The sequence below is a fragment of the Altericroceibacterium indicum genome, from assembly GCF_009828105.1.
In the GTDB taxonomy this organism is placed as follows: Bacteria; Pseudomonadota; Alphaproteobacteria; order Sphingomonadales; family Sphingomonadaceae; genus Altericroceibacterium; species Altericroceibacterium indicum.
Genome location: NZ_WTYQ01000003.1, coordinates 413,636 through 434,000 on the forward strand (window position 1 = coordinate 413,636; position 20,365 = coordinate 434,000).

Consider the following 20,365-nt stretch of genomic DNA (forward strand, 5'->3'; position numbering starts at 1 on the left):
ACCCGCTGGAAACTGTCTATGTCCGCCGCTTTCTTAGTAGCGCCCGCGCCCATGTCCCGGCCCTGTGCCATGGCGATTATTGCGTGCGCTGGCCTTGGCCGCTGCCAGAGCGACTTCGTGGTTTAGCGGCTTTTTGAGCTCTTCCAGAATCAAGCGCAGCACCGCATCCACATCTTCCAGAACCTGATCGGCAGTGAAACGGATCACCCGAATCCGGTCATCATGAAGCTTGCGTTCAATGCCGAGCGCTGCGCCGGGATTGTCATGCTCATCCCCGTCCACTTCAACCACCAGCCAGCGCGTGGGGCAGGCGAAATCGACGATAGCCGAGCCGATAATCATATGCTGGCGGAACCGGCAATTGCCGAGCTTGGATTCCGACAGATGGCTCCACAAAAGCGCTTCGGCTTCGGTGGGATTGCGGCGCATATCGCGGGCAAATTCGTGCAGCCGATCAAGGCGCGCGGGCGAAATGGGTGAACGCTTGGGCGCTGGCTTCGCATCACCGGCATTTTGCCGTGCGACAGCATCGCCAAGACTCAGTGTTTTCTTCATCCGACGCTCCCTTCAAGCGAAATGGCGAGCAATTTCTGCGCTTCGACGGCAAATTCCATGGGCAATTGCTTCATCACTTCCTTGGCAAAGCCATTCACGATCAGCGCCACGGCCTGTTCTTCATCAAGCCCGCGCTGCATGGCATAAAACAGTTGATCGTCGCTGATCTTGGAGGTGGTCGCCTCATGTTCGATCTGCGCGGTGGGGTTTTTCACTTCAATATAAGGCACCGTATGCGCCCCGCATTCGTCGCCCAGAAGCAGGGAATCGCATTGGGTGAAATTGCGGGTATTTTCTGCATTCGGACCCACGCGGACCAGGCCGCGATAGGTGTTGTCACTGCGCCCGGCGGAAATGCCCTTGGAGATGATCGTCGAACGGGTACCCTTGCCGTTATGAATCATCTTGGTGCCGGTATCGGCCTGCTGGCGATTATTGGTGACAGCAACGGAATAAAATTCCCCGACCGAATTTTCACCATTCAGCACGCAACTGGGATATTTCCACGTCACCGCGCTGCCGGTTTCCACCTGCGTCCAGCTGATCTTGGAACGATCCCCCTGACACAAGCCCCGCTTGGTGACGAAATTGTAAATCCCGCCCTTGCCGTCTGCATCGCCGGGGTACCAGTTCTGCACGGTCGAATATTTGATCTCCGCATCTTCCAGCGCGACCAGTTCGACCACTGCAGCGTGGAGCTGGTTTTCATCGCGCATCGGCGCGGTGCAGCCTTCGAGATAGGAAACGTATGATCCCTTATCCGCCACAATCAATGTGCGTTCAAACTGACCGGTATTCTCCGCATTGATGCGGAAATAGGTCGACAGCTCCATCGGGCAGCGCACGCCTTCAGGGATGTAGACAAAGGTGCCATCCGAAAAGACCGCGCAATTGAGCGTGGCGAAGTAATTATCACGCGTCGGCACAACCTTGCCGAGCCATTTGCGGACGAGATCGGGATATTCGCGGATCGCTTCGCTGATCGACAGGAAGATCACGCCCGCTTTTTTCAGCTCTTCACGGAAAGTTGTGGCGACCGACACGGAATCGAACACCGCATCCACCGCAACTTTGCGTGCGCCTTCCACCCCGGCGAGCACTTCCTGCTCGGCAATCGGGATACCCAGTTTATTATAGACGCTCAAAATCTCAGGATCGACTTCGTCGAGACTTTTCAGCGTCTCTTTCTTCTTGGGCGCAGCATAATAATAGGCGTCCTGATAATCGATCGGCGGAATATCGAGCTTGGCCCAATCAGGCTGCTCCATCGTCTGCCACAGGCGGAATGCCTTCAGACGCCAGTCGAGCATCCATTCCGGCTCATTCTTCTTGGCCGAAATGAAGCGGACCGTGTCTTCGTTAAGACCTTTGGGCGCGAATTCCTGCTCAATGTCGGAGGAAAAGCCGAACTCATAGGTTTCCAGCCGTTTGGCGGCATCGCGCGCGGCCTTATCCTTGATTTCGACGCCCTGTTCAGGGGCTTCGGCGATTTTCGTCTGTTCACTCATGCAGGATGTTCCATTTGTGCCCGTTTCAAAGGGGCCCCTTCTATCTGGGCCAACCGGGTCAGCGGTACTTCGGCCAGCGCGCCGCGTAGCGCCTCATTCACGATTGGCCAATGCGGACGAACCGTGCAGCTTCCTTCCAGCGCACATTCATGGCGGGACGATTCCACACAGGCCGTCAGCGCAATCGGCCCTTCGACCGCCTCGACAATATCAGCAAGGCTGATTGCCGCAGCCGGACGGGCCAGTTGCAACCCGCCTTTCACGCCGCGGATCGAATGCAGCAGGCCAGCACTGCCAAGCAGGCTCACCAGCTTCTGCACCGTGGGGAGGGGCAGGCCGGTTTCTTCAGCCAATTGCGTGGCAGAAACGCGCGCATGGCCGCAATGGCGCGCGGCGGCGCTCATCGTGACGACGGCATAGTCAGCCATGCTGCTCAGGCGCATAAAGTTTCCGTTTCCGACCCGTAATCGGGCCGTTCCAGTGACCCTTGGCAATCGCATCCATTAAATCGGAGCGATTCCATCCGGTTTCACTTAAGGGGGATCAACGGGTTTTTCAATCACCTGAAGGTGCAAAAGCCTGAGAAATTCGCGACTACGATTCGTGGAAACCGCCCCATTCCAATGATTCGGTTTTGTTTCGCCCATTCAGCAGGCCTGCTGCTATCGCAGACCAGCAGCATCTGGGCCCATTATCGATGATAAATCATTGATCTGGCGGCGTTTCATAAAAAAAGGGCGGCAACATACGTTACCGCCCTTAAAGTAGAGAACTCGTTGCATTCCTGCTCCGAGCCCTTCGGGTCGCAAGGGGGAGTCTTGCTATTTTAGGTTGTTAATAATTGTAAAAAGCCGACAACACTGTTCTAATCTTGTTCAGTCGAATGAATTTGCATTATGAACGAACGCATGCTCGTGACAGCGTGAAACCTCTCTGGCATGGGTCCGGCATGATCTATTCGCTGTTGAAGCCTGCCTTTTTCGTTCTCGATCCCGAAAGGGCGCATGGATTGGCTCTGCGCGCGCTGCAATATTGCCCAGGCAGCAAGGTGCAGGCCGGTGGGCCGCTCTCGATGAACCTGGCCGGACTGACCTTTCCCAATCCCGTTGGATTGGCGGCTGGTTTCGATAAAGATGGCGAAGCGCCAGACGGCATTTTGCGGGCGGGTTTCGGCTTTGCTGAGGTTGGTTCGATCACCCCGCGCCCACAAGCAGGCAATCCCCGTCCGCGCCTCTTCCGGCTGGTGGAAGACCGTGCGGTCATCAACCGGATGGGCTTCAACAATGGCGGGGCAGAGGCCGCCGCCCACCGCCTCGCTGCCCGCCAGAATCGCCCCGGAATTGTCGGCATCAATATTGGCGCCAATAAGGATTCAGAAGATCGGGTGGCCGATTATGCGCAGATGACCCGCATTATGGCCCCGCTGGCGTCTTATCTCACGGTCAATATCTCCAGCCCGAACACACCGGGCCTGCGCGCTTTGCAGGATGAATCTGCGCTCACCGAATTGCTCGATGCGGTGATCGAAGCGCGCGGCACCTGCGCAGCCCCCATCTTCCTCAAGGTCGCGCCCGATCTTGAACCGGCCGATATTGACGCGATTTCCCGCATTGCAATGGATCGGAAACTGGGTGCGCTGATCGTCAGCAACACCACAATTTCACGCCCGGCACTCCGCTCAACCCAGGCCCGGGAAACCGGCGGGCTGTCCGGCGCGCCTCTCAAATCTCTGGCGCTCACCCGCCTGCGAGATTTTCGTAAAGCCACCGGCGGCCAGATGCCGCTCATCGGAGTAGGTGGCATTGCGACCGCTGAAGACGCGTGGGAACGCATAACAGCAGGGGCCAGTCTGATTCAGCTTTACAGTGCGATGGTCTATGAAGGCCCCGGCATTGCCCGCAAGATCACCAAAGGTCTGGAACAGATGTTGAAGCAAAGCGGTTTCTCTCACTTAAGCGAAGCGGTAGGCGCCGCGTAGGAGAGCACGCAGCGGCACAGCGATTTGTAGCTAAACCATTGCTTGCAGCCCTTATTCTGCGATCCTACCCATTGATTGATATATGCGGCCGGACCACCGGCCCCAGATGGAGGATGTCCACAAGTGCAGCTTTCCGACATTGCTGGAGCGGACAATCTCGTTCGCCTGTTTTTCGACCGCGCCGATACTCTGGGTAATACGCCCTTTCTGACTGCCAAGCGCGACGGGACATGGCAGTCCATCAGTTGGAAAGAAGCCGCCAAGCAAGTGGCATTGCTCGCCGAAGCGCTGCGCAAGATGGGTCTCGATGAAGGGGACCGGGTGGTGCTGGTGTCCGAAAACCGGCCCGAATGGTGCATCGCGGATCTGGCCATTATGGCCGCGGGCTGCATCACCACGCCCGCCTACATCACCAACACCGAACGTGACCACGTCCATATCCTGTCTGATTCAGGCGCCCGGGCGGTGATCGTTTCCTCCGCCAAGCTGGCCAAGCCTTTGCTCCCCGCAGTCACCAAAACCGCCCTTGTCGAACATGTGATCGGCATGGAAACCGTGCCCACCGCCCAATCAGGAAGCTATGCCTGCCACCAGTGGAGCGATCTGCTGGAAGGTGATGCCACCGCCGCGCGGGCTTTGGTGGATCAACGCATTGCCAGGATCAAGCGCTCAGACACGGCTTGCATCATCTATACCAGCGGCACAGGCGGCGCACCGCGCGGGGTATTGCAACATCATGGCGCTATCCTCAGCAATATGTCTGGCGCAGCCACATTGCTGGATAAGGACTTCAGGGCGTGGAATCACCGCTTCCTGTCATTCTTACCACTGAGCCATTCCTACGAACATACTGCAGGCCAGGGCCTGCCAATCGGTTTGGGGTCCGAAATCTGGTATGCTGAAGGCCTCGACAAACTGGCCGCCAATATCGAGGAAGCCAGCCCCACGCTGATGGTGGTGGTGCCGCGCCTGTTTGAAGTGTTGCGGACCAAGATCATCAAACAGATCCACAAACAGGGCAAAGTCGCCAATGTGCTGCTGGAACAGGCCATCAAGCTGGAAGAGCGCCGCGCTGCGGGCAAGAAGCGCCCCGGTGATCGATTGCTCGATCTGGTTCTGGAAAAGTCCCTCCGCCCCAAGATCAGAGCCAAATTTGGCGGGCGAATGAATGCGCTTATCTCTGGTGGCGCGCCGCTTAACCCGGATGTCGGCAATTTCTTTCAAGCGCTCGGCCTCATCATGTTGCAAGGCTATGGGCAGACTGAATCCGGGCCGGTGATCAGTTGCAATCACCCCAGCGCCGGAATCAAGCTCGACACGGTTGGTCCGCCCTTGGCCGGGGTCGAAGTCAAAATCGCAGAAGATGGCGAGATCCTCGTGCGTGGTGAGCTTGTCATGCATGGCTATTGGCGCAATCCGGCAGAAACCGCCCGCGCCTTGCAGGATGGCTGGCTGCATACAGGCGATATCGGCCATTTCGATGATGGTGGCCGGATCAAGATTACTGACCGCAAGAAGGATATGATCGTTAATGATAAGGGGGACAATATCGCCCCCCAGAAGGTCGAAGGGATGCTGACTCTGCAGCCCGAAATCGGTCAGGCGATGGTTGCTGGTGAACAGCGCCCCTATATCGTCGGGCTGATCGTGCCAGATCAGGAATGGGCGATGGAATGGGCCGCTGCCCATGGCGCGGCCAGGGATCTCGCCACACTCAAGGACAATCCTGACTTCCGTCAGGCTATCCGCGCAGCGATTGACCGGGTGAATCAGGATATTTCCGTGACGGAAAAGGTCCGCCAATTCGTGTTTGCCGATGCGCCTTTCTCAATCGAGAATGAGCAGATGACGCCAAGCCTGAAAATCCGTCGCCACAAGATCCGCGAACAATATGCCGAGCGGATGGATGCGCTCTATCGCAATTAATGGATGTAAAGCGACAGGGTCTTAGCCCGGCGCCTCACAAGTGTCAGGCGACTTGTTCGTCGTCGAAGTAATCCGGATAGAAGCTTGGCTCGTCTTCTGACCAGGCAGGTGCGGTGGCGGCCGCCTGGCTCAGCGATTGCAGCAGGCCCTTGCGGTGATCTGGCCGGATCTGGGGGAGGGCAGCCGCCCCGCAGAAGGCAGAGGCGAGCCAGGGCCGAACAGCTGCACCCAGCAGCCGCTCATAAAGAAAGCGATAGGCTGAAAAGCCCTTCAACGCGCCTTGCGAAAGATCAAAAGCCGTCATGCGCAGCAATGTGCCCATGAAGGCCTCGATCCCTTCAAAGGAATATTCGCTGGGAATAGACCGCTTCAATTGCGCAATCGGGCGGTAGGCCTCGCGATGATCACGCACCAGCGAGATATCACCGGGCTTGCGCACCCAATGTTCCAGCACATTGCGCCGCGCAAGACCAATATCGAGAGCGCGATGAATGTAATCGCGTTCCTCAGCCGAGAAGCTGGCAAATTCGCGCCACTCGGCGACTGTCAGCGATAGAGTAGCAGTTTTTCCCACGATGGCTCCGTCCTTTGTCCCGGACAGAGAAAATCGCAAAATAAGCTTATCAATCGGTAAAGATGGTTAAATCAATCCGGCGAGGGGGCTCGAAGGATCGGCATATTTGCGCGTTCCCATGCGGCCTGCAAGATAGGCATGACGCCCCGCTTCTACTGCCAGCTTCATCGCCCGTGCCATGCGAATCGGATCTTTCGCTTCAGCAATAGCGGTGTTCATCAGCACGCCGTCACAGCCCAGTTCCATCGCCACAGCGGCATCGCTGGCGGTGCCGACTCCGGCATCGACCAGCACCGGCACATTGGCCCCTTCCACGATCAGGCGAATCGTGACGCGGTTTTGAATGCCGAGGCCTGAACCAATCGGCGCGCCCAGCGGCATCACCGCCACAGCGCCGGCTTCTTCCAATTGCTTGGCCGCAATCGGATCATCAGTGCAATACACCATCGGCTTGAAGCCTTCGGCCACCAGCGTTTCAGTAGCTTTCAACGTCTCGCGCATGTCAGGATAGAGCGTGCGTGCTTCGCCCAGCACTTCGAGCTTCACCAGCTCCCAGCCACCCGCTTCACGTGCCAGACGCAAGGTGCGCACCGCATCTTCTGCGGTGAAGCACCCGGCGGTGTTGGGAAGGTAGGTCACCTTTTTAGGGTCGATATAATCCGTCAGCATCGGCGCTTTAGGGTCTGAAACATTCACCCGGCGCACGGCCACGGTGACGATTTCTGCGCCTGCGGCCTCCATTGCAGCAGCGTTCTGCGCGAAATCCTTATATTTGCCTGTGCCGACGATCAACCGCGAGGAAAACCGGTGCCCGGCCACTTCCCAGCTATCATCGGCAAATGTTTCGTCACCACCACCTACGAAATGGACAATTTCCAGCACATCACCATCGGCAAGTGCTGCATCACCCAGTGTGGAGCGCGGCACGATGATGCCATTGCGCTCTACCGCAACCTTGGCGGGGGTGAGGTCCAGCTCTTCAACCAGCCTGGCGATGGTGGAAGCTTCAGTACGGCGGGTTTCGCCATTAACGGTGAGTGTGAGCGGTGCAGTCATACACTGCGAAATAGCGACTGTTACGCCTTACGCAAGTTGAGCATATGGCCAACAGCCACAAGAAATACCCCGGCCACTGTCAGAACAGCTTCTTCCACGCCATGTCCGACGAAAAGCGCAAAGGCCATGCAGCCAAGGCCAGTGGTCGCCACAAAGAGTGGGCCACGGCGGCGGTGATGCATGGTACCAAGCCCGATCGCAAGAGCCGCAATAATCGTCGCCAGCACCAGACCGAAACGATGAATCTCTGGCGAGAGCAGCAATCCGCCGCCAAGACCCAGAACCGCAACGATAATGACACCTGCCACGCAATGCACAGCACAGAGCGCTGAAAGCAGTACGCCTAAGCGATCAAGACGCAGACGAAGCGAGGAAGTGCCGGAAGCCATGTCTCCTTGTATATGTGACAGTATAACATTGCGCAAGTCTCAGAATATGCCAAACCTGCCGAACGGGTGCCTTTGTGAGACGAGTTTTCTCACATTACTTGCGATTTATATGTTTCCGTCGCAATCACTGCTGCCATGTTTTCTGTATCTCCCCGCAAAACCGGCTCGATCGGCTCTCATATCGGCCCGCTCCGCCCCTATGCCATAGCCTGCTGGCTGATGATCGTGGCAGCACTTGTGGTGCTGATGGTGGCTGTGGGTGGTATCACCCGCCTGACAGAAAGCGGCTTATCCATCACCGAATGGAAGCCGGTTACGGGTGTCCTGCCGCCCTTCAGTCATGCGCAATGGCAGGCAGAATTTGATGCCTATCGCAAAATCCCGGAATATATTGAAATCAACGGCCCGGCGGGGATGACCCTGGCCGATTACAAATTCATCTATTTCTGGGAATGGAGCCACCGCCTTCTTGGCCGCCTGATCGGCATGGCCTTCGCGCTTCCTTTGGCCTGGTTCTGGCTGCGCAATGCGATCCCTCCGGGCTATAAGCGCCGCCTTGTTGCCCTGCTGGCGCTGGGGGCCTTGCAGGGTGTTTTCGGTTGGCTGATGGTACGCTCTGGCCTGACGATCCGCACCGATGTCAGCCATTTCTGGCTGTCGATCCATTTGCTGACCGCCCTGTTCACGCTGGCAGGGCTGATCTGGACTGCACTTGATCTGCTGGATCTGGAAGCCAGCCCGCTCGCACGCCCTGCGCGATTGACCTTCCCGCCTGCGACAATCGGTCTGATATTATTCATCCAATTGCTGCTGGGCGCATGGGTAGCAGGCCTCAATGCAGGCCTCGCCTCCGACACATGGCCGCTGATGCAAGGCCGTTTCTTCCCTGAAGCCGATTGGAGCCATGGGGTGTTGTGGGCGATGACGCATGACCCCTTCCTCCTGCATTTCATGCATCGCTGGTGGGCATGGGTGGCTGTGGCCGGGCTGATCATCCTTGCCCGATTAGCCAGAACGGCTGGAGACCGGCCCGCATCCATTGCTGTTCACGTCACCTTTGGCACGCAAATTCTTCTTGGCATTTGCACCGTGCTGACAGGCGTGGCGCTATGGGTGGCGGCATTGCACCAGCTCGTCGGGGCCTTGCTTGTCTGCGCAACCACATGGGCGGCGCATTCCGCTGGCAGGCGGGTCGATGCCGGCCCCAGACTTCGGTGAAAAGAGAACCGGTTATGATAGAGAGGTATTATTTTACCTCTCTGCTAACCCCCGGATTCGCTTGACTTACACCCGATAAACCGACAAACGGCGCCCACTTCGCGCTGGCGAGCCTGTGTGGCGATTCTTTTGACCTGCCCACCGTCTGCTTCGCGAGCCAGACATTCGAAATGCAAGGACTTGTATAGCCATGAAGGCTTTGACCAAGATCACGCAGTCCATCAAGCCGGCTGACGTGGAAAAAAAATGGCATATCATTGATGCCGAAGGGCTGGTCGTTGGCCGCCTCGCGAGCATGATTGCCAACATCCTGCGCGGCAAGACCAAGCCGAGCTTCACCCCGCATGTTGATTGCGGCGATCACGTGATCGTCATCAACGCGGACAAGGTGGCGTTCACTGGTAAGAAGCGCAACGAAAAGGTCTATTACAAGCACACCGGCTACGCCGGCGGCATCAAGGAAATCACCGCAGACAAGGTTCTCGACGGTCGTTTCCCTGAGCGCGTGCTTGAAAAGGCTGTTGAGCGCATGATTCCGCGCGGCCCACTTGGCCGTCAGCAGATGAAAGCTCTTCACCTCTATGCCGGCACCGAGCACCCGCATGATGGCCAGAAGCCAGAAGTGCTCGATGTTGCTTCGATGAACCGCAAGAACAAGGTTGGCGCATAATGGCTGACGAACAGAACACCGTTTCCGATCTCGCCGATCTGAAGAACCTCTCCAGCGAAACTCCGGCACCTGCAGCAGACGCTGAAGGCACTGAAGACGCTGCCCCCAAGGCTCCGGCTGCTCCTGCAACCCCGCTGCGCGATCAGGTCATTGACGCACAGGGCCGCGCTTATGCCACTGGCCGTCGTAAAGACGCCACGGCTCGCGTTTGGGTCAAGCCCGGCACTGGCAAAATCGTCGTTAACGGTCGCGATCAGGAAGTGTATTTCGCACGTCCTTCGCTCCGCCTCGTGATTAACCAGCCGTTCGAAATCACCGAACGTGAAGGCCAGTATGACGTGTTCTGCACTGTCACTGGTGGTGGCCTTTCCGGTCAGGCTGGCGCAGTCAAGCACGGCATCAGCCAGGCTCTGACCCGCTACGAACCAGCTCTTCGCGCAACCGTGAAGGCCGCTGGCTTCCTGACACGCGACAGCCGCGTTGTGGAACGTAAGAAGTATGGCCGCGCCAAGGCACGTCGTAGCTTCCAGTTCTCGAAGCGTTAAGCCTCGCGATCATGCAAAACGAGAAAGGCGGCCCGCAACGGCCGCCTTTTTTGTTCCTTCATACCATCTGACTGCTCTACCCATGCGGTGAAAAATTCAACACAAGGTCTATGCTTCCATGAAAGCCAAAACGATGAAACAGCTTCGCCAGCTTCATCACTATGTCGGGCTCTTCCTGTCACCCATGATCTTGCTATTCGCATTGAGTGGCGCTTTTCAGACGTTTCGCCTGCAGGAAGAAAAGGGCTATGGCGGCACACCGCCGGACTGGATCGTGTGGATGGCCAGCATTCACAAAGATCAGGCACCGCCGCGCGAACGTCACACCAAAGCCGAACATGCTCCAAAAGCGGAAGCGTCGGTCACCCCGAAGGCCGCCAAACTTGCGGCAATGAGCAAAAAGAAACCTTTCACTCTGCCGCTCAAGATCTTCGTAGTCCTCGTCGCCATTGGCCTTATCATCTCAACCATGCTGGGCATTGCCATCGGGCTGAATAACCGCGCGATGCGGCGGACATCCATCCTGTTGCTTATCGCCGGTACGATCGTTCCGATCGCGCTTTTGATGCTCTAATCCGCCAATCAGCTGGTTTTAATGCACAGGCGGGTCGGTGCGCGGGACTTTCCCGACAGGAGCCACAGGGTCTGAAGGGTCACGCGGTGGGCGAGCATCTTCGGGCACATCGCGGATTTTCATCTGGCTTGATTCAATATCGTCAATATTGCGCACTGTGACGTCAAGCATTTCACCATCCCAGCGGATTTCGTTGAAACTCTGCGGGGTGGACCGGATGCGCTGAGACAATGTTCCGGCACCGATCATCCGGATCGGGCCGCAGGCGGTATCATGCGTCAAATCGAACGCATCATGCACATGGCCGCTCAAGACCGCCAGCACACCGCGCCGGGCCAGTTCTGTCAGCGCCTTTTCCCCGCCATGCGTCAGCGCCGTGCCATGGGTGCCAACCTCCACCAGAGGGTGATGAACTGCCACCAGCGTATTGGTCGTCTCCGGCAATTGGTCCAGGGCGGTCAGGCATCGCTCCAGCGCGACCTTGGACACCCAGCCCTTGGACCAGTTCAGCCGAGGCTGCGCACGTGCGGTGGTTTTTAGCGGGACAATGGCGAGATCGGGCAAGTCGATCTCACGCTCCACCAATTCTTCGATTGCATGGAAGCGCTTGTAAGGCGTGATGAACCGTTCCAGCAGGTTGAAATAGGGCAGATCGTGATTGCCCACTTCCACTGTCACCGGGGCATTGAGCGAACGTATCCAGCGGCAAGCTGCATCGAACTCCCGATGGCGTGCACGCATGGTAAGATCACCCGTAATTGCCACAGCATCAGGTTTCTTTGCGTCAATTTCATGCCGCACCCAGTCCAGTGCCTGATTGTCTTCCAATCCGAAGTGAATATCGCTGATATGAAATAAGTGAATTGTCTTAGTCATTCGGAGAGAGTCGCCAGTAGATCAACTTCGCACAGGACAAGCAGGAATTCAGTTTCCGCACTTTCGGCTTCGGCAGGCTCGCCATCGAGCAGCATCTCCAGTGGCTCACCCGACAGGTTACGCAATTGAAGGCGCGTGACTAAGCCCAGATCATCATGGGGGCCTGCACGGAAGTTGCGGCGCAATAAGGCGAAACCCTGGGTAACATAGTCGCCAATATTCTCTGCCCGGTAACCAGATAGCTGAATACCATCATTGGTGGGCGTGAGCATGATCAACGGATAGCCTGCCGCCCGGCCAAGCTGCGGCTCAGCACAGGTGACGGTGGGGGCGTTGAGCGATTTATCAAGCGCATCGGCAGCCCCTTCAGCCATGCCGCGAATATCTATATGCCGCATCGCTTCACGCACATCGTTCCACGCCGTAGCCGGCCCCGCTAAAAGACCTGCCAGCGCATCGCCCTGTGAACAGCGCACAATGCCGGGGCGCACCTTCTGCATATCGCCTTTGGCGGCTCTCTCAAGCACGTCCGCCATTTCGGTATCGCCGTGCAACCGATGGTAGAGAATATTCATCGTGCCGCCCGGCAGGACAAGAATCGCGCCTTCCCAGCCATACAGGGCAGTGATCAACGCATTGGTTGTTCCATCACCGGCAAACACGACCACGGTTTCAATTCCGGCTTCCCGAAGCTCTTCAACTTTCGGTAAGTCGTCATCAGGAAAGCAAATATGCCGCGTGATCGTAAAACCCGCTTTTCCGCAGCAATTCTGCATCATCTCAACAGCGCAATCATCATTGCTGCCGCTTGCAGCATTTGTGACCACCCAGATGGCATTCGTCTGATTCATGTCGATGTAGTGCTTTAAAGAGGCAAGAGGTTCCCGATCATACGCGGTGGCTTAGAATAAGCCAGCCGGCGAGACCGTTTACTATCGTATAGCCTACATAGCCCCAGACCCAATTTTCATACCCCCCGCCAACCAGCAGCATCGCCCCCAGCAGAATCAGAAATTCGATGAAAAGGCTGAAATTCATTCCCAGCCTGTCAGTCAGCCATTGGCGCTGCCAGATCATGGGGTGGCGGGTTTCCAACACGGCCTTGTGAACCGCAAAATTGCCGATTCCGAGGCAGAAGATCACTATTAAAGCCATTTCCTATGCAGTGTGCCTTAACATTCGTCGGTTGCCAATTGCGCTTCGCCGGGAATCGAATGGATTTGGTCGGAACCGCACATCGCTTGTCGTCGAACAAAGATTACTGATCGAATCTTGCGCGAAAGCCCTCACAAACAGGCCTAATCATACTCCTGCATCACGGTTCACATATCCAGTCCCATGCGGATCGTGATGCACCAAAAGGAGGAGATACCATGAAAATTCACAGTCTGATACTCGCCGCTGCTGCAGCCGCAACGGTTTTTGCAACCCCAGCAATGGCCCGCCCTGCTGCCTTTGTAAAAGTTACCGATCTACAATTGACGACAGCTGAAGGTCAGGCAGAATTGCAGAAGCGCCTTAACAAGGCCGCGCATAAAGTATGCCTTTATGATTCACGGGGGCAACTCAACACTCCAGCACAGGAATCCGCTTGTTTTCGTCAAACTCGCAAGGATGTGCAGGTGCTGGTTGCAGAACTCACTTCCAAAGAAAAACTGGGCGGATGAAAACAACCAGTCCAACGCCATAGCGGGCGCTTGGCAAAGTTGCTGGCGCCCAAAGCGTTGTTCAAAGCGAATAAACGAGCCTGGGCCTGTGCCCCTATGTTCGTATGAGATTCAGTCTGGGCCCAACAGTCAGAATGACCGGCCAAATCAAAGTATCGATAATATCACGCATACTTTGCCAATAATCATATCGGCCACCGTTTTCATAGACATAGAGAAAGTCTACGATTTCACCGATGAACGACAAGCCGATCACTGTAAACAACATGCGCTTGTCGCCAAATCGTCCGCGCGTGAAAATTTGAACTGTTATAAAGGTGAACAACCCGGCATGGATATACATCGCATCCCGGGATATGTTTGTTATCTCTAGCAACCAGATTTTACTATCATGGAACGCTACGATCATCGCCCTGCCATTGTTTTGACCTTACGCAGATAGGTTCTCCCTATTCGCAAGGCTTCGCCATTTTCCAGTTCGGCGCACCAAACGCCTAAACCTTCATGACGCAAACCGCGGATGAAGTCTTTACGTAGGATCGTCGAGCGGTGAATACGTATGAAGCGCGAGGGATCGAGCCTTTCTTCAAGCCCGGCAATGGTTTGCAGCAGGAGATAGCTGTTCTCACCCACATGCAGCCGCACGTAATCGCGTTCTGCATCGATCTGATCGACCTGCCTGGCTTCGATCCGCAGTAATTCTGAACGGTGCGGCACCCAGAACTCATCAAGCCAAGCGCTGGCCACTTCACGCTTCTTCCCGCGGCTCACCACAGCGCGAGCAATGGCACGTTCCAGCCGTTCACTGCCAACCGGCTTCAGAACATAATCCACCGCTTCCAGATCGAAGGCTTCGACCGCAAAATCATCATGCGCCGTCACGAAAATAACCGCAGGGTTGCGGTCAGACTGGCCCAGCTCGCGCGCCACGGCAAGGCCATCCATACCCGGCATCGTCATATCCAGAAGCAACAGATCGGGCTTCAATTTTTCCGCCAGCCGCAAGGCTGATGCACCATCGCTCGCTGTTCCGACGACGGAGATTCCGTCCAGTTCCGCACAGATCACCTGCATTCTTTCAATCGCAAGCGGTTCGTCATCGACAATCAATGTGCGAAGTGGTGCATCCTCGCTGAAATCATTCATGAATCATGTCCCTCTACCCCGATCAGGGGAATACGAATATGGGTGGCATAGCCGGTAGGGGTTGGCCCTGAGACAATGCTGGCCTGATTGCCAAACCGTGCTTCAAGCCGTTCGCGCACATTGGCAAGGCCAATTCCATGGCCTTCAGTCGCCACTGCCTGCGCCGCTGCGCTGGTCTTGCCATCATCCTCCACGGTCAAAACAAGCCGACCATATTCCTCCCGGGCAGACAGAGTCAGCGTGACCTTGCCTGACGAGGTGGCAATGGCGTGTTTCACTGAATTTTCGACCAGCGGCTGAAGAATCATGCCCGGCACTTTCGCATCGGCAATCTCATCAGGAAGATCATATTCAGGCTTCAAGCGGGTTGGGAATCGAACGGATTCAATGTCGAGATAGAGCCGCTGCAGGCCAAACTCATCACGGACGGAGACATCAGCTGTCGGGTCTTCTGCCAGACTGTAGCGATAGAAGGTCGACAGCATCTGGATCATTCGCTCTGCCTGCTGGGTCTTGCCGGTCAACACCAGCGCCGACAAGGAATTGAGCGTGTTGAAGAGGAAATGCGGATTCACCTGATAGCGCAGGCTGCGTAACTCAGCCGCTTTGGCAGCACGCCTGTAGGTCCCCTCTCGCCGTTCAGCTGCTTGCGCTTTCTGGCCGGTCAGCAGTGCCAGATAGACCGCACACCAGGTCAGCATCATGAAATAGCGACCAAAAGCCACCTCGGTTAATTGCTGCGTCGCCCCTTCTGCCTGCCGTTTTTGGTCGATCGTGATAGCGCCGCCCGGCGGGGCTTCTCCGGGCATTCCTGAACTGCCACCTGCCGAGGCTCCCGGCAGATAAAGCAAGATATCTCCGCTCTCATTGCGGCGCATTTCCATACCTTCACGCTCTGCCACGCGCGCCAATATACGTTCTTCCATATCAACGAATGCCAGCCGGTTGGCTTCAGCCAGCGCCAAAGCGACAGGAGCCGATGCAAGCAATGCCACAACAATCTTGACCCATTGTGCCTTGCCATCAAACAGGCGCAGCACCAGCCACAGGCCCAGCGTGATCGCGATGCCAGCGAAAGTTGCCAGCAAGCGTCGCCACAACAATTCCTCGGCATAGCCAAGGTCGAGCATATCGGCCCGGAGCGTTGTCAGAAGAAAATAGCAGAGCCAGAGCCCGCAAATCGAAGCGAGAACCGTCTTGAAGGGAACTCTGGCGATATGTTCGTCAGATTTTGTGGACTTTTCCATCCGCCCAACATAGCCCGCTAAAGGCCCGGAGCGCCATGATTATGGTCGACGCGCATAAACCATTGGTCGAAAAGGGAAGGCACCTTTGCACCTCCCCTTTTCCAGCATATTTTACGCTTTTTCGAGCAAATGCTCTTTGGCGATCTTGTCCCGCCAATGAAGCGGGGCGAGGGTGTGGACATTCTGCCCTTCGCTATCCACTGCCACTGTGACCGGCATATCCTTCACGGTGAATTCGTAGATCGCTTCCATGCCGAGATCTTCAAAGCCCACCACTTTGGCTTCCTTGATCGCACGGCTGACGAGATAGGCAGCGCCGCCCACGGCCATCAGATAGGCGACCTTGTGCTTGGCAATCACATCCACTGCACCGCGGCCACGTTCCGCTTTCCCGATCATGGCGAGAAGGCCAAGATCAAGCATCATATCGGTAAAGGAATCCATCCGCGTGGCCGTTGTTGGGCCTGCCGGGCCAACCACTTCATCCATCACCGGATCGACCGGGCCGACATAATAGATCGCCCGTCCCTTGAATTCGACTGGCAATTCTTCACCGCGCGCCAGCATGTCCTGAATCCGCTTATGCGCCGCATCGCGGCCTGTCAGCATGGCGCCGTTCAAAAGCAAGCGATCGCCTGCCTTCCAGCTTTGCACCACTTCAGGCGTCAATTCATCCAGATTCACGCGCTTGGCATTGGCATCGGGCGCCCAGCTTACCTTGGGCCAAGCATCCAGATCGGGCTGCGGAATGAAGCTGGGGCCTGAACCGTCCAGCGTGAAATGCGCATGGCGCGTGGCCGCGCAATTCGGAATCATCGCCACAGGCTTGCCGGCAGCATGGCATGGCCAGTCCTTGATTTTCACATCCAGCACAGTGGACAGGCCACCAAGGCCCTGCGCACCGATACCCAATGCATTCACCTTGTCGAAAATCTCGATGCGGAGCGCTTCAATATCGTTCTGCGGCCCGCGCTGTTTCAACTGGCCCATATCGATAGGGTCCATCAGACTTTCTTTGGCAAGCTTCACGCAATGCTCAGCCGTGCCGCCAATCCCGATGCCCAGCATACCAGGTGGGCACCAGCCAGCGCCCATCTGCGGAATCATCTCAAGCACCCAATCGACGATATTGTCGGAAGGATTCATCATTTTGAACTTGGATTTGTTCTCGCTGCCACCACCCTTGGCGGCCACATCGATCGAAAGCGTATTGCCCGGCACCATTTCGACAGACAGCACGCAAGGCGTGTTGTCGCGCGTGTTGCGACGGGTGAAAGCGGGGTCAGCCAGAATCGAGGCGCGCAGCCGGTTGTCGGCATTGGTGTAAGCACGGCGCACACCTTCATCGACGACTTCCTGCAACGGCAGTTTCGAATCAAGGCGGCAATCCTGCCCCCATTTGATGAAGACATTCACGATGCCAGTATCCTGACAGATCGGTCGATGGCCTTCTGCACACATGCGGCTATTGGTCAAAATCTGCGCAATTGCGTCTTTTGCCGCCGGGTTGGCTTCTGCATCATGCGCTTCACCCAACGCTTTGATGTAGTCCATAGGATGGTAATAAGAGATATATTGGAGGGCATCAGCGATGCTCTCAATCAGATCATTTTCACGAATGGTCACCATGTCGCTCATCGAAGCAGCACTCCTCCTAGTCGATTGGGAAGCCCCATAAGCCTGCTTTACCCCTATGGTCAAAGCGCTTGGCCTCGCTGGCTTGAGGGCTTAAAGCGGCAGCGCCAGCCAACAAGAGAGTTTTTACTGTGACCATCGTCGAAGAAAGCCCGAAGAACACACCCTTTGCCACAGCACGCAAAGCGATGATTGATAGCCAGTTGCGCACCAGCGGCGTCAACACCGAATGGGTATTGAAGCGCATGAGTGCCGTTGCACGCGAAGATTTCGTGCCTGAATCTGCCAAAAGCGTCGCCTATATGGACCGCGCTGTGCCATTGGGTGACGGCAAATATCTCGCTGCGCCGGTGGTGCAGGGGACCATGCTTCAGGAAGCCAACCCGCAAATGTCCGACAAGGCTCTGCTTGTCGATGGTGGCAGCGGCTACCTTGCGGAACTTCTGCGCCCATTGGTTGCATCGCTTGATGTGGTCAGTGCCGAAAATGCTGTTGCCGGAACCGTTCCGTCACGAGGTTATGATCTTGTGCTGATTGACGGCGCCGTAGAACATCTGCCGGAAGCGCTCGTCACGCAACTTGCCGATGATGCCCGTGTGATCACCGGATATATGCTGAACGGCGTGACCCGTATCGCGACCGGCCGCAAAGCAGCCGATGAAGTGGCGCTGCTGCCGATTGCCGAAATCGGGGTACCGGTTCTGCCAGAATTTAACAAAGCGAAAGCCTGGAGCTTCTAAATATGCGTGGGGGAGGGTGTCTGAAAAAAGGAAAAATTATGCGTTTCATTGCACCGGGCCTGATCGGGGCCGGGTTTGCAATCGCATCTCCAGCACAGGCGGATACGCTTGAAGACGCCCTCGTCGCTGCTTACGAAACCAATCCTACACTGCAAGCGGCCCGGGCAGACCTTCGCGCTACGGATGAGAATGTTCCCATTCAGCGTTCGTCCGGCCTGCCATCGGTTAATGGCAGCAGCCAATATACCGAATTTCTCAAGCAATCCTCCGCATCTTTCACCGCGCCTGACCGCTCCGTTTCAGGCAATGTCGATCTGTCTGTACCGCTCTATTCAGGCGGTGCGGTGAAGAATTCGATTCGCGCAGCCAAGACCAGGGTTGTGGCCGGTCGCGCTGATCTGCGTGCAACCGAAAGCAGTGTCTTCAATCAGGTTGTTGCGGCCTATATGGATGTTGTTCTCAATGAAGCGCTGGTCAGCCTGTCGCGCAACAATGTCGATGTGCTGACCGTCAACCTTCAGGCGACGAGCGACCGGTTTGAAATTGGTGATTTGACCAGAACCGATGTTGCGCAATCCGAATCCCGCTTGGCGATTGCCCGTGGCAATCTGGAAAGCGCAGAAGCCAATCTGATCAATGCACGCGAGACTTACATTCAATTGGTCGGCAAGGCTCCGGTTGATTTGCAGCCGCCACCTCCATTGCCGAATCTTCCCGAAGACGTGCAAACCGCTGTTGCTGTTGCGCTGGAAAACAACCCCGACATTGCCGGTGCGCAGGAAAGGGCCAAGGCTGCCGGTTACGACATTGACGTTGCCGGAGCAGGCCGAGCCCCGAAAATCTCTGCTTTCGCCGGGGGTAATTACACAAACTACCTCGACACTTTAGGCGGTGTTGTTGGTGCGGGTTCCATTGCTCAGGCGCAAACATCTGCGCAGGCAGGCATTCAGCTTTCCATCCCCATCTTCCAAGGCGGTCTCCCGGCCGCTCAGCAGCGGCAAGCGCAGGCGCGTGCATCGCAGGCCTTAGAGCAGACTATTGCCACAGAACGCCAGGTCATCGCGCAAACCCGTGCGTCCTATGCCAGTTGGCGCGCGGCCAATCAGATCATTCAATCCAACCTCAGTGCCGTTTCTACCGCAGAGCTGAGCCTCGAAGGCGTGAAGGCCGAAAATTCCGTCGGCAATCGCACCATTCTCGATATTCTTAACGCACAGCAGGAATTGCTGAGCGCACAGATCGATCTGGTGACAGCTCGGCGCAATGCCTATGTCGCCGGTTTCTCTCTCCTGGCAGCAATGGGGCAGGTGGAAGCCCGCGATCTGGGGCTGGGTGAAGACACCACACTGTATGATCCTGTCGCCAATTATAAGCGTGTCCGGCACCGTATATGGGACTGGGATCGTGACCCTGATCCTGCTGCTCAATCTACGCGCACCGTTGACATCCCGGCACAAGGCGGTGACATTCCCGGAGATTAACAGCCATATTAAGCAGACAGATAGGGTCCGGATTAATGAGACAAGAGGGCGAACCCTCGGTCGAGGAAATTCTCGAATCGATCAAGAAGGTGATCGCTCGGGATAATCCGGGGCGGATTCCCGCCACGCCGCGTAATCGGCAGTTCGAAGTTCTGTCAGGCACCCATGTGGCTGAAGACACTTTGCCTGAGGAAGATGAAGCCGCTGATTCAGTCGAAGCTGAAGAAGTGCTCGACCTGTCCGAGGCAGATGAGTGGTCAGAGGCTGAACAGAACAGTCCGGCCCAGACAGATTCTGCTGAAACATCAGAACCTCAATCAGATTCGCCGCTGACCCGGCCTGAATCAGCCAGTTCCATGCGCGAATCCCTGGCTGCTTTGGCTATGCTGTCACAACCTGGCGCTGGCACTGCCGGGGGCGCGGCAGGCAGCACGTCACTTGAAGATCTGGTCCGTTCGATGCTCCGCCCCATGCTGGCGCAATGGCTCGATGCCCATTTACCCGCCATCGTTGAACGGATGGTGCAGGATGAAATTGACCGGATCGCCGGAAAAAAGCGCTGATTTGAACGGTTGGACAA

General features: G+C 56.6%; 22 protein-coding genes. 10 read left to right on the forward strand and 12 right to left on the reverse strand.

Features of this window, described 5'->3' with window-relative positions; genetic code table 11:
* Positions 1 to 33 precede the first annotated feature (33 nt).
* Genes GRI39_RS10305 through GRI39_RS10315 form a run of 3 tightly spaced genes read right to left on the reverse strand, consistent with a single transcriptional unit; the run spans position 34 to position 2,506 of the window.
* Positions 34 to 555 (reverse strand): endonuclease domain-containing protein, encoded by a 522-nt coding sequence (locus GRI39_RS10305; protein ID WP_160739604.1) that lies wholly within the window; start codon positions 553 to 555, stop codon positions 34 to 36.
* Positions 552 to 2,063 (reverse strand): Fe-S cluster assembly protein SufB, encoded by a 1,512-nt coding sequence (gene sufB, locus GRI39_RS10310; RefSeq protein WP_160739605.1) that lies wholly within the window; start codon positions 2,061 to 2,063, stop codon positions 552 to 554. The genes GRI39_RS10305 and sufB overlap by 4 nt, the downstream gene beginning before the upstream one ends.
* A complete protein-coding gene (locus tag GRI39_RS10315) occupies positions 2,060 to 2,506 on the reverse strand; it encodes an SUF system Fe-S cluster assembly regulator (RefSeq protein WP_160739606.1) in 447 nt (148 codons plus the stop codon). Before GRI39_RS10315 ends, sufB begins: the two co-directional genes overlap by 4 nt.
* A gap of 506 nt (positions 2,507 to 3,012) precedes the next feature.
* On the opposite strand from GRI39_RS10315, the gene GRI39_RS10320 reads away from it, so the two are divergent.
* The gene (locus tag GRI39_RS10320; RefSeq protein WP_160739607.1) at positions 3,013 to 4,041 is read left to right on the forward strand and encodes a quinone-dependent dihydroorotate dehydrogenase; all 1,029 of its coding nucleotides are present in this window, start codon (positions 3,013 to 3,015) and stop codon (positions 4,039 to 4,041) included.
* Positions 4,042 to 4,164: 123 nt separating this feature from the next.
* Positions 4,165 to 5,967 carry an AMP-binding protein gene (locus tag GRI39_RS10325; RefSeq protein ID WP_160739608.1) on the forward strand — a complete coding sequence of 601 codons (1,803 nt, stop codon included), beginning with the start codon at positions 4,165 to 4,167 and terminating at the stop codon, positions 5,965 to 5,967.
* Positions 5,968 to 6,010: 43 nt separating this feature from the next.
* Here GRI39_RS10325 and GRI39_RS10330 read toward each other — a convergent pair whose 3' ends face one another.
* The 3 genes from GRI39_RS10330 to GRI39_RS10340 all read right to left on the reverse strand — a co-directional run bounded on the left by GRI39_RS10330 (position 6,011) and on the right by GRI39_RS10340 (position 7,986).
* Positions 6,011 to 6,541 carry a hypothetical protein gene (locus GRI39_RS10330; protein ID WP_160739609.1) on the reverse strand — a complete coding sequence of 177 codons (531 nt, stop codon included), beginning with the start codon at positions 6,539 to 6,541 and terminating at the stop codon, positions 6,011 to 6,013.
* A gap of 66 nt (positions 6,542 to 6,607) precedes the next feature.
* Complete coding sequence (gene thiS, locus GRI39_RS10335) at positions 6,608 to 7,597, reverse strand: sulfur carrier protein ThiS (RefSeq protein ID WP_160739610.1); 990 nt, start codon at positions 7,595 to 7,597, stop codon at positions 6,608 to 6,610.
* Positions 7,598 to 7,617: 20 nt separating this feature from the next.
* Positions 7,618 to 7,986, reverse strand: a complete 369-nt coding sequence (locus GRI39_RS10340; protein ID WP_160739611.1) for a MerC domain-containing protein — start codon at positions 7,984 to 7,986, stop codon at positions 7,618 to 7,620.
* 135 nt (positions 7,987 to 8,121) lie between these two features.
* On the opposite strand from GRI39_RS10340, the gene GRI39_RS10345 reads away from it, so the two are divergent.
* The 4 genes from GRI39_RS10345 to GRI39_RS10360 all read left to right on the forward strand — a co-directional run bounded on the left by GRI39_RS10345 (position 8,122) and on the right by GRI39_RS10360 (position 10,993).
* Positions 8,122 to 9,204, forward strand: a complete 1,083-nt coding sequence (locus GRI39_RS10345; protein WP_160739612.1) for a COX15/CtaA family protein — start codon at positions 8,122 to 8,124, stop codon at positions 9,202 to 9,204.
* A 190-nt stretch (positions 9,205 to 9,394) separates the two neighbouring features.
* Positions 9,395 to 9,874 (forward strand): 50S ribosomal protein L13, encoded by a 480-nt coding sequence (rplM, locus tag GRI39_RS10350; protein ID WP_160739613.1) that lies wholly within the window; start codon positions 9,395 to 9,397, stop codon positions 9,872 to 9,874.
* On the forward strand, positions 9,874 to 10,419 hold the full coding sequence (gene rpsI, locus GRI39_RS10355) for a 30S ribosomal protein S9 (RefSeq protein ID WP_160739614.1): 546 nt from the start codon (positions 9,874 to 9,876) through the stop codon (positions 10,417 to 10,419). Before rplM ends, rpsI begins: the two co-directional genes overlap by 1 nt.
* A gap of 133 nt (positions 10,420 to 10,552) precedes the next feature.
* Positions 10,553 to 10,993 carry a hypothetical protein gene (locus tag GRI39_RS10360; protein WP_160739615.1) on the forward strand — a complete coding sequence of 147 codons (441 nt, stop codon included), beginning with the start codon at positions 10,553 to 10,555 and terminating at the stop codon, positions 10,991 to 10,993.
* An 18-nt stretch (positions 10,994 to 11,011) separates the two neighbouring features.
* Here the strand turns inward: GRI39_RS10360 and GRI39_RS10365 are convergent, their stop codons facing one another.
* From GRI39_RS10365 to GRI39_RS10375, 3 genes are read right to left on the reverse strand one after another with little or no spacing between them, the layout of a single operon-like run.
* Positions 11,012 to 11,869 (reverse strand): metallophosphoesterase family protein, encoded by an 858-nt coding sequence (locus GRI39_RS10365; protein WP_160739616.1) that lies wholly within the window; start codon positions 11,867 to 11,869, stop codon positions 11,012 to 11,014.
* On the reverse strand, positions 11,866 to 12,720 hold the full coding sequence (locus tag GRI39_RS10370; protein WP_160739617.1) for a diacylglycerol kinase family protein: 855 nt from the start codon (positions 12,718 to 12,720) through the stop codon (positions 11,866 to 11,868). The genes GRI39_RS10365 and GRI39_RS10370 overlap by 4 nt, the downstream gene beginning before the upstream one ends.
* Before the next feature lie 37 nt (positions 12,721 to 12,757).
* Positions 12,758 to 13,024 carry a hypothetical protein gene (locus GRI39_RS10375; RefSeq protein WP_160739618.1) on the reverse strand — a complete coding sequence of 89 codons (267 nt, stop codon included), beginning with the start codon at positions 13,022 to 13,024 and terminating at the stop codon, positions 12,758 to 12,760.
* A gap of 218 nt (positions 13,025 to 13,242) precedes the next feature.
* On the opposite strand from GRI39_RS10375, the gene GRI39_RS10380 reads away from it, so the two are divergent.
* Entirely contained in the window at positions 13,243 to 13,536 is a 294-nt protein-coding gene (locus GRI39_RS10380) for a UrcA family protein (RefSeq protein ID WP_160739619.1), read from the forward strand.
* Between the two features lie 405 nt (positions 13,537 to 13,941).
* On the opposite strand, the gene GRI39_RS10385 is transcribed toward GRI39_RS10380, so the two are convergent.
* The 3 genes from GRI39_RS10385 to GRI39_RS10395 all read right to left on the reverse strand — a co-directional run bounded on the left by GRI39_RS10385 (position 13,942) and on the right by GRI39_RS10395 (position 17,567).
* Positions 13,942 to 14,682 (reverse strand): LytR/AlgR family response regulator transcription factor, encoded by a 741-nt coding sequence (locus GRI39_RS10385; RefSeq protein WP_160739620.1) that lies wholly within the window; start codon positions 14,680 to 14,682, stop codon positions 13,942 to 13,944.
* Positions 14,679 to 15,929: a sensor histidine kinase gene (locus tag GRI39_RS10390; protein ID WP_160739621.1), complete on the reverse strand. Its 1,251-nt coding sequence runs from the start codon at positions 15,927 to 15,929 to the stop codon at positions 14,679 to 14,681. Before GRI39_RS10390 ends, GRI39_RS10385 begins: the two co-directional genes overlap by 4 nt.
* A gap of 111 nt (positions 15,930 to 16,040) precedes the next feature.
* Entirely contained in the window at positions 16,041 to 17,567 is a 1,527-nt protein-coding gene (locus tag GRI39_RS10395; RefSeq protein ID WP_160739622.1) for a fumarate hydratase, read from the reverse strand.
* A gap of 128 nt (positions 17,568 to 17,695) precedes the next feature.
* Here GRI39_RS10395 and GRI39_RS10400 point away from each other — a divergent pair, with 128 nt between their 5' ends.
* Genes GRI39_RS10400 through GRI39_RS10410 form a run of 3 tightly spaced genes read left to right on the forward strand, consistent with a single transcriptional unit; the run spans position 17,696 to position 20,348 of the window.
* Positions 17,696 to 18,304, forward strand: coding sequence for a protein-L-isoaspartate O-methyltransferase family protein (locus GRI39_RS10400; RefSeq protein WP_343033333.1), 609 nt, complete (start codon positions 17,696 to 17,698; stop codon positions 18,302 to 18,304).
* A 38-nt stretch (positions 18,305 to 18,342) separates the two neighbouring features.
* On the forward strand, positions 18,343 to 19,785 hold the full coding sequence (locus GRI39_RS10405) for a TolC family outer membrane protein (protein ID WP_160739623.1): 1,443 nt from the start codon (positions 18,343 to 18,345) through the stop codon (positions 19,783 to 19,785).
* A 35-nt stretch (positions 19,786 to 19,820) separates the two neighbouring features.
* Complete coding sequence (locus tag GRI39_RS10410) at positions 19,821 to 20,348, forward strand: DUF2497 domain-containing protein (RefSeq protein ID WP_160739624.1); 528 nt, start codon at positions 19,821 to 19,823, stop codon at positions 20,346 to 20,348.
* Positions 20,349 to 20,365: the final 17 nt, after the last annotated feature.

Excerpts from the sequence above, each read along its gene's own strand:
- GRI39_RS10305 (WP_160739604.1), bottom strand. The coding sequence starts at position 555 with ATGAAGAAAACACTGAGTCTTGGCGATGCTGTCGCACGGCAAAATGCC.
- sufB (WP_160739605.1), bottom strand. The coding sequence starts at position 2,063 with ATGAGTGAACAGACGAAAATCGCCGAAGCCCCTGAACAGGGCGTCGAA.
- GRI39_RS10315 (WP_160739606.1), bottom strand. The coding sequence starts at position 2,506 with ATGCGCCTGAGCAGCATGGCTGACTATGCCGTCGTCACGATGAGCGCC.
- GRI39_RS10320 (WP_160739607.1), top strand. The coding sequence starts at position 3,013 with ATGATCTATTCGCTGTTGAAGCCTGCCTTTTTCGTTCTCGATCCCGAA.
- thiS (WP_160739610.1), bottom strand. The coding sequence starts at position 7,597 with ATGACTGCACCGCTCACACTCACCGTTAATGGCGAAACCCGCCGTACT.
- GRI39_RS10340 (WP_160739611.1), bottom strand. The coding sequence starts at position 7,986 with ATGGCTTCCGGCACTTCCTCGCTTCGTCTGCGTCTTGATCGCTTAGGC.
- GRI39_RS10345 (WP_160739612.1), top strand. The coding sequence starts at position 8,122 with ATGTTTTCTGTATCTCCCCGCAAAACCGGCTCGATCGGCTCTCATATC.
- rplM (WP_160739613.1), top strand. The coding sequence starts at position 9,395 with ATGAAGGCTTTGACCAAGATCACGCAGTCCATCAAGCCGGCTGACGTG.
- rpsI (WP_160739614.1), top strand. The coding sequence starts at position 9,874 with ATGGCTGACGAACAGAACACCGTTTCCGATCTCGCCGATCTGAAGAAC.
- GRI39_RS10360 (WP_160739615.1), top strand. The coding sequence starts at position 10,553 with ATGAAACAGCTTCGCCAGCTTCATCACTATGTCGGGCTCTTCCTGTCA.
- GRI39_RS10365 (WP_160739616.1), bottom strand. The coding sequence starts at position 11,869 with ATGACTAAGACAATTCACTTATTTCATATCAGCGATATTCACTTCGGA.
- GRI39_RS10370 (WP_160739617.1), bottom strand. The coding sequence starts at position 12,720 with ATGAATCAGACGAATGCCATCTGGGTGGTCACAAATGCTGCAAGCGGC.
- GRI39_RS10375 (WP_160739618.1), bottom strand. The coding sequence starts at position 13,024 with ATGGCTTTAATAGTGATCTTCTGCCTCGGAATCGGCAATTTTGCGGTT.
- GRI39_RS10380 (WP_160739619.1), top strand. The coding sequence starts at position 13,243 with ATGAAAATTCACAGTCTGATACTCGCCGCTGCTGCAGCCGCAACGGTT.
- GRI39_RS10385 (WP_160739620.1), bottom strand. The coding sequence starts at position 14,682 with ATGAATGATTTCAGCGAGGATGCACCACTTCGCACATTGATTGTCGAT.
- GRI39_RS10390 (WP_160739621.1), bottom strand. The coding sequence starts at position 15,929 with ATGGAAAAGTCCACAAAATCTGACGAACATATCGCCAGAGTTCCCTTC.
- GRI39_RS10395 (WP_160739622.1), bottom strand. The coding sequence starts at position 17,567 with ATGAGCGACATGGTGACCATTCGTGAAAATGATCTGATTGAGAGCATC.
- GRI39_RS10405 (WP_160739623.1), top strand. The coding sequence starts at position 18,343 with ATGCGTTTCATTGCACCGGGCCTGATCGGGGCCGGGTTTGCAATCGCA.
- GRI39_RS10410 (WP_160739624.1), top strand. The coding sequence starts at position 19,821 with ATGAGACAAGAGGGCGAACCCTCGGTCGAGGAAATTCTCGAATCGATC.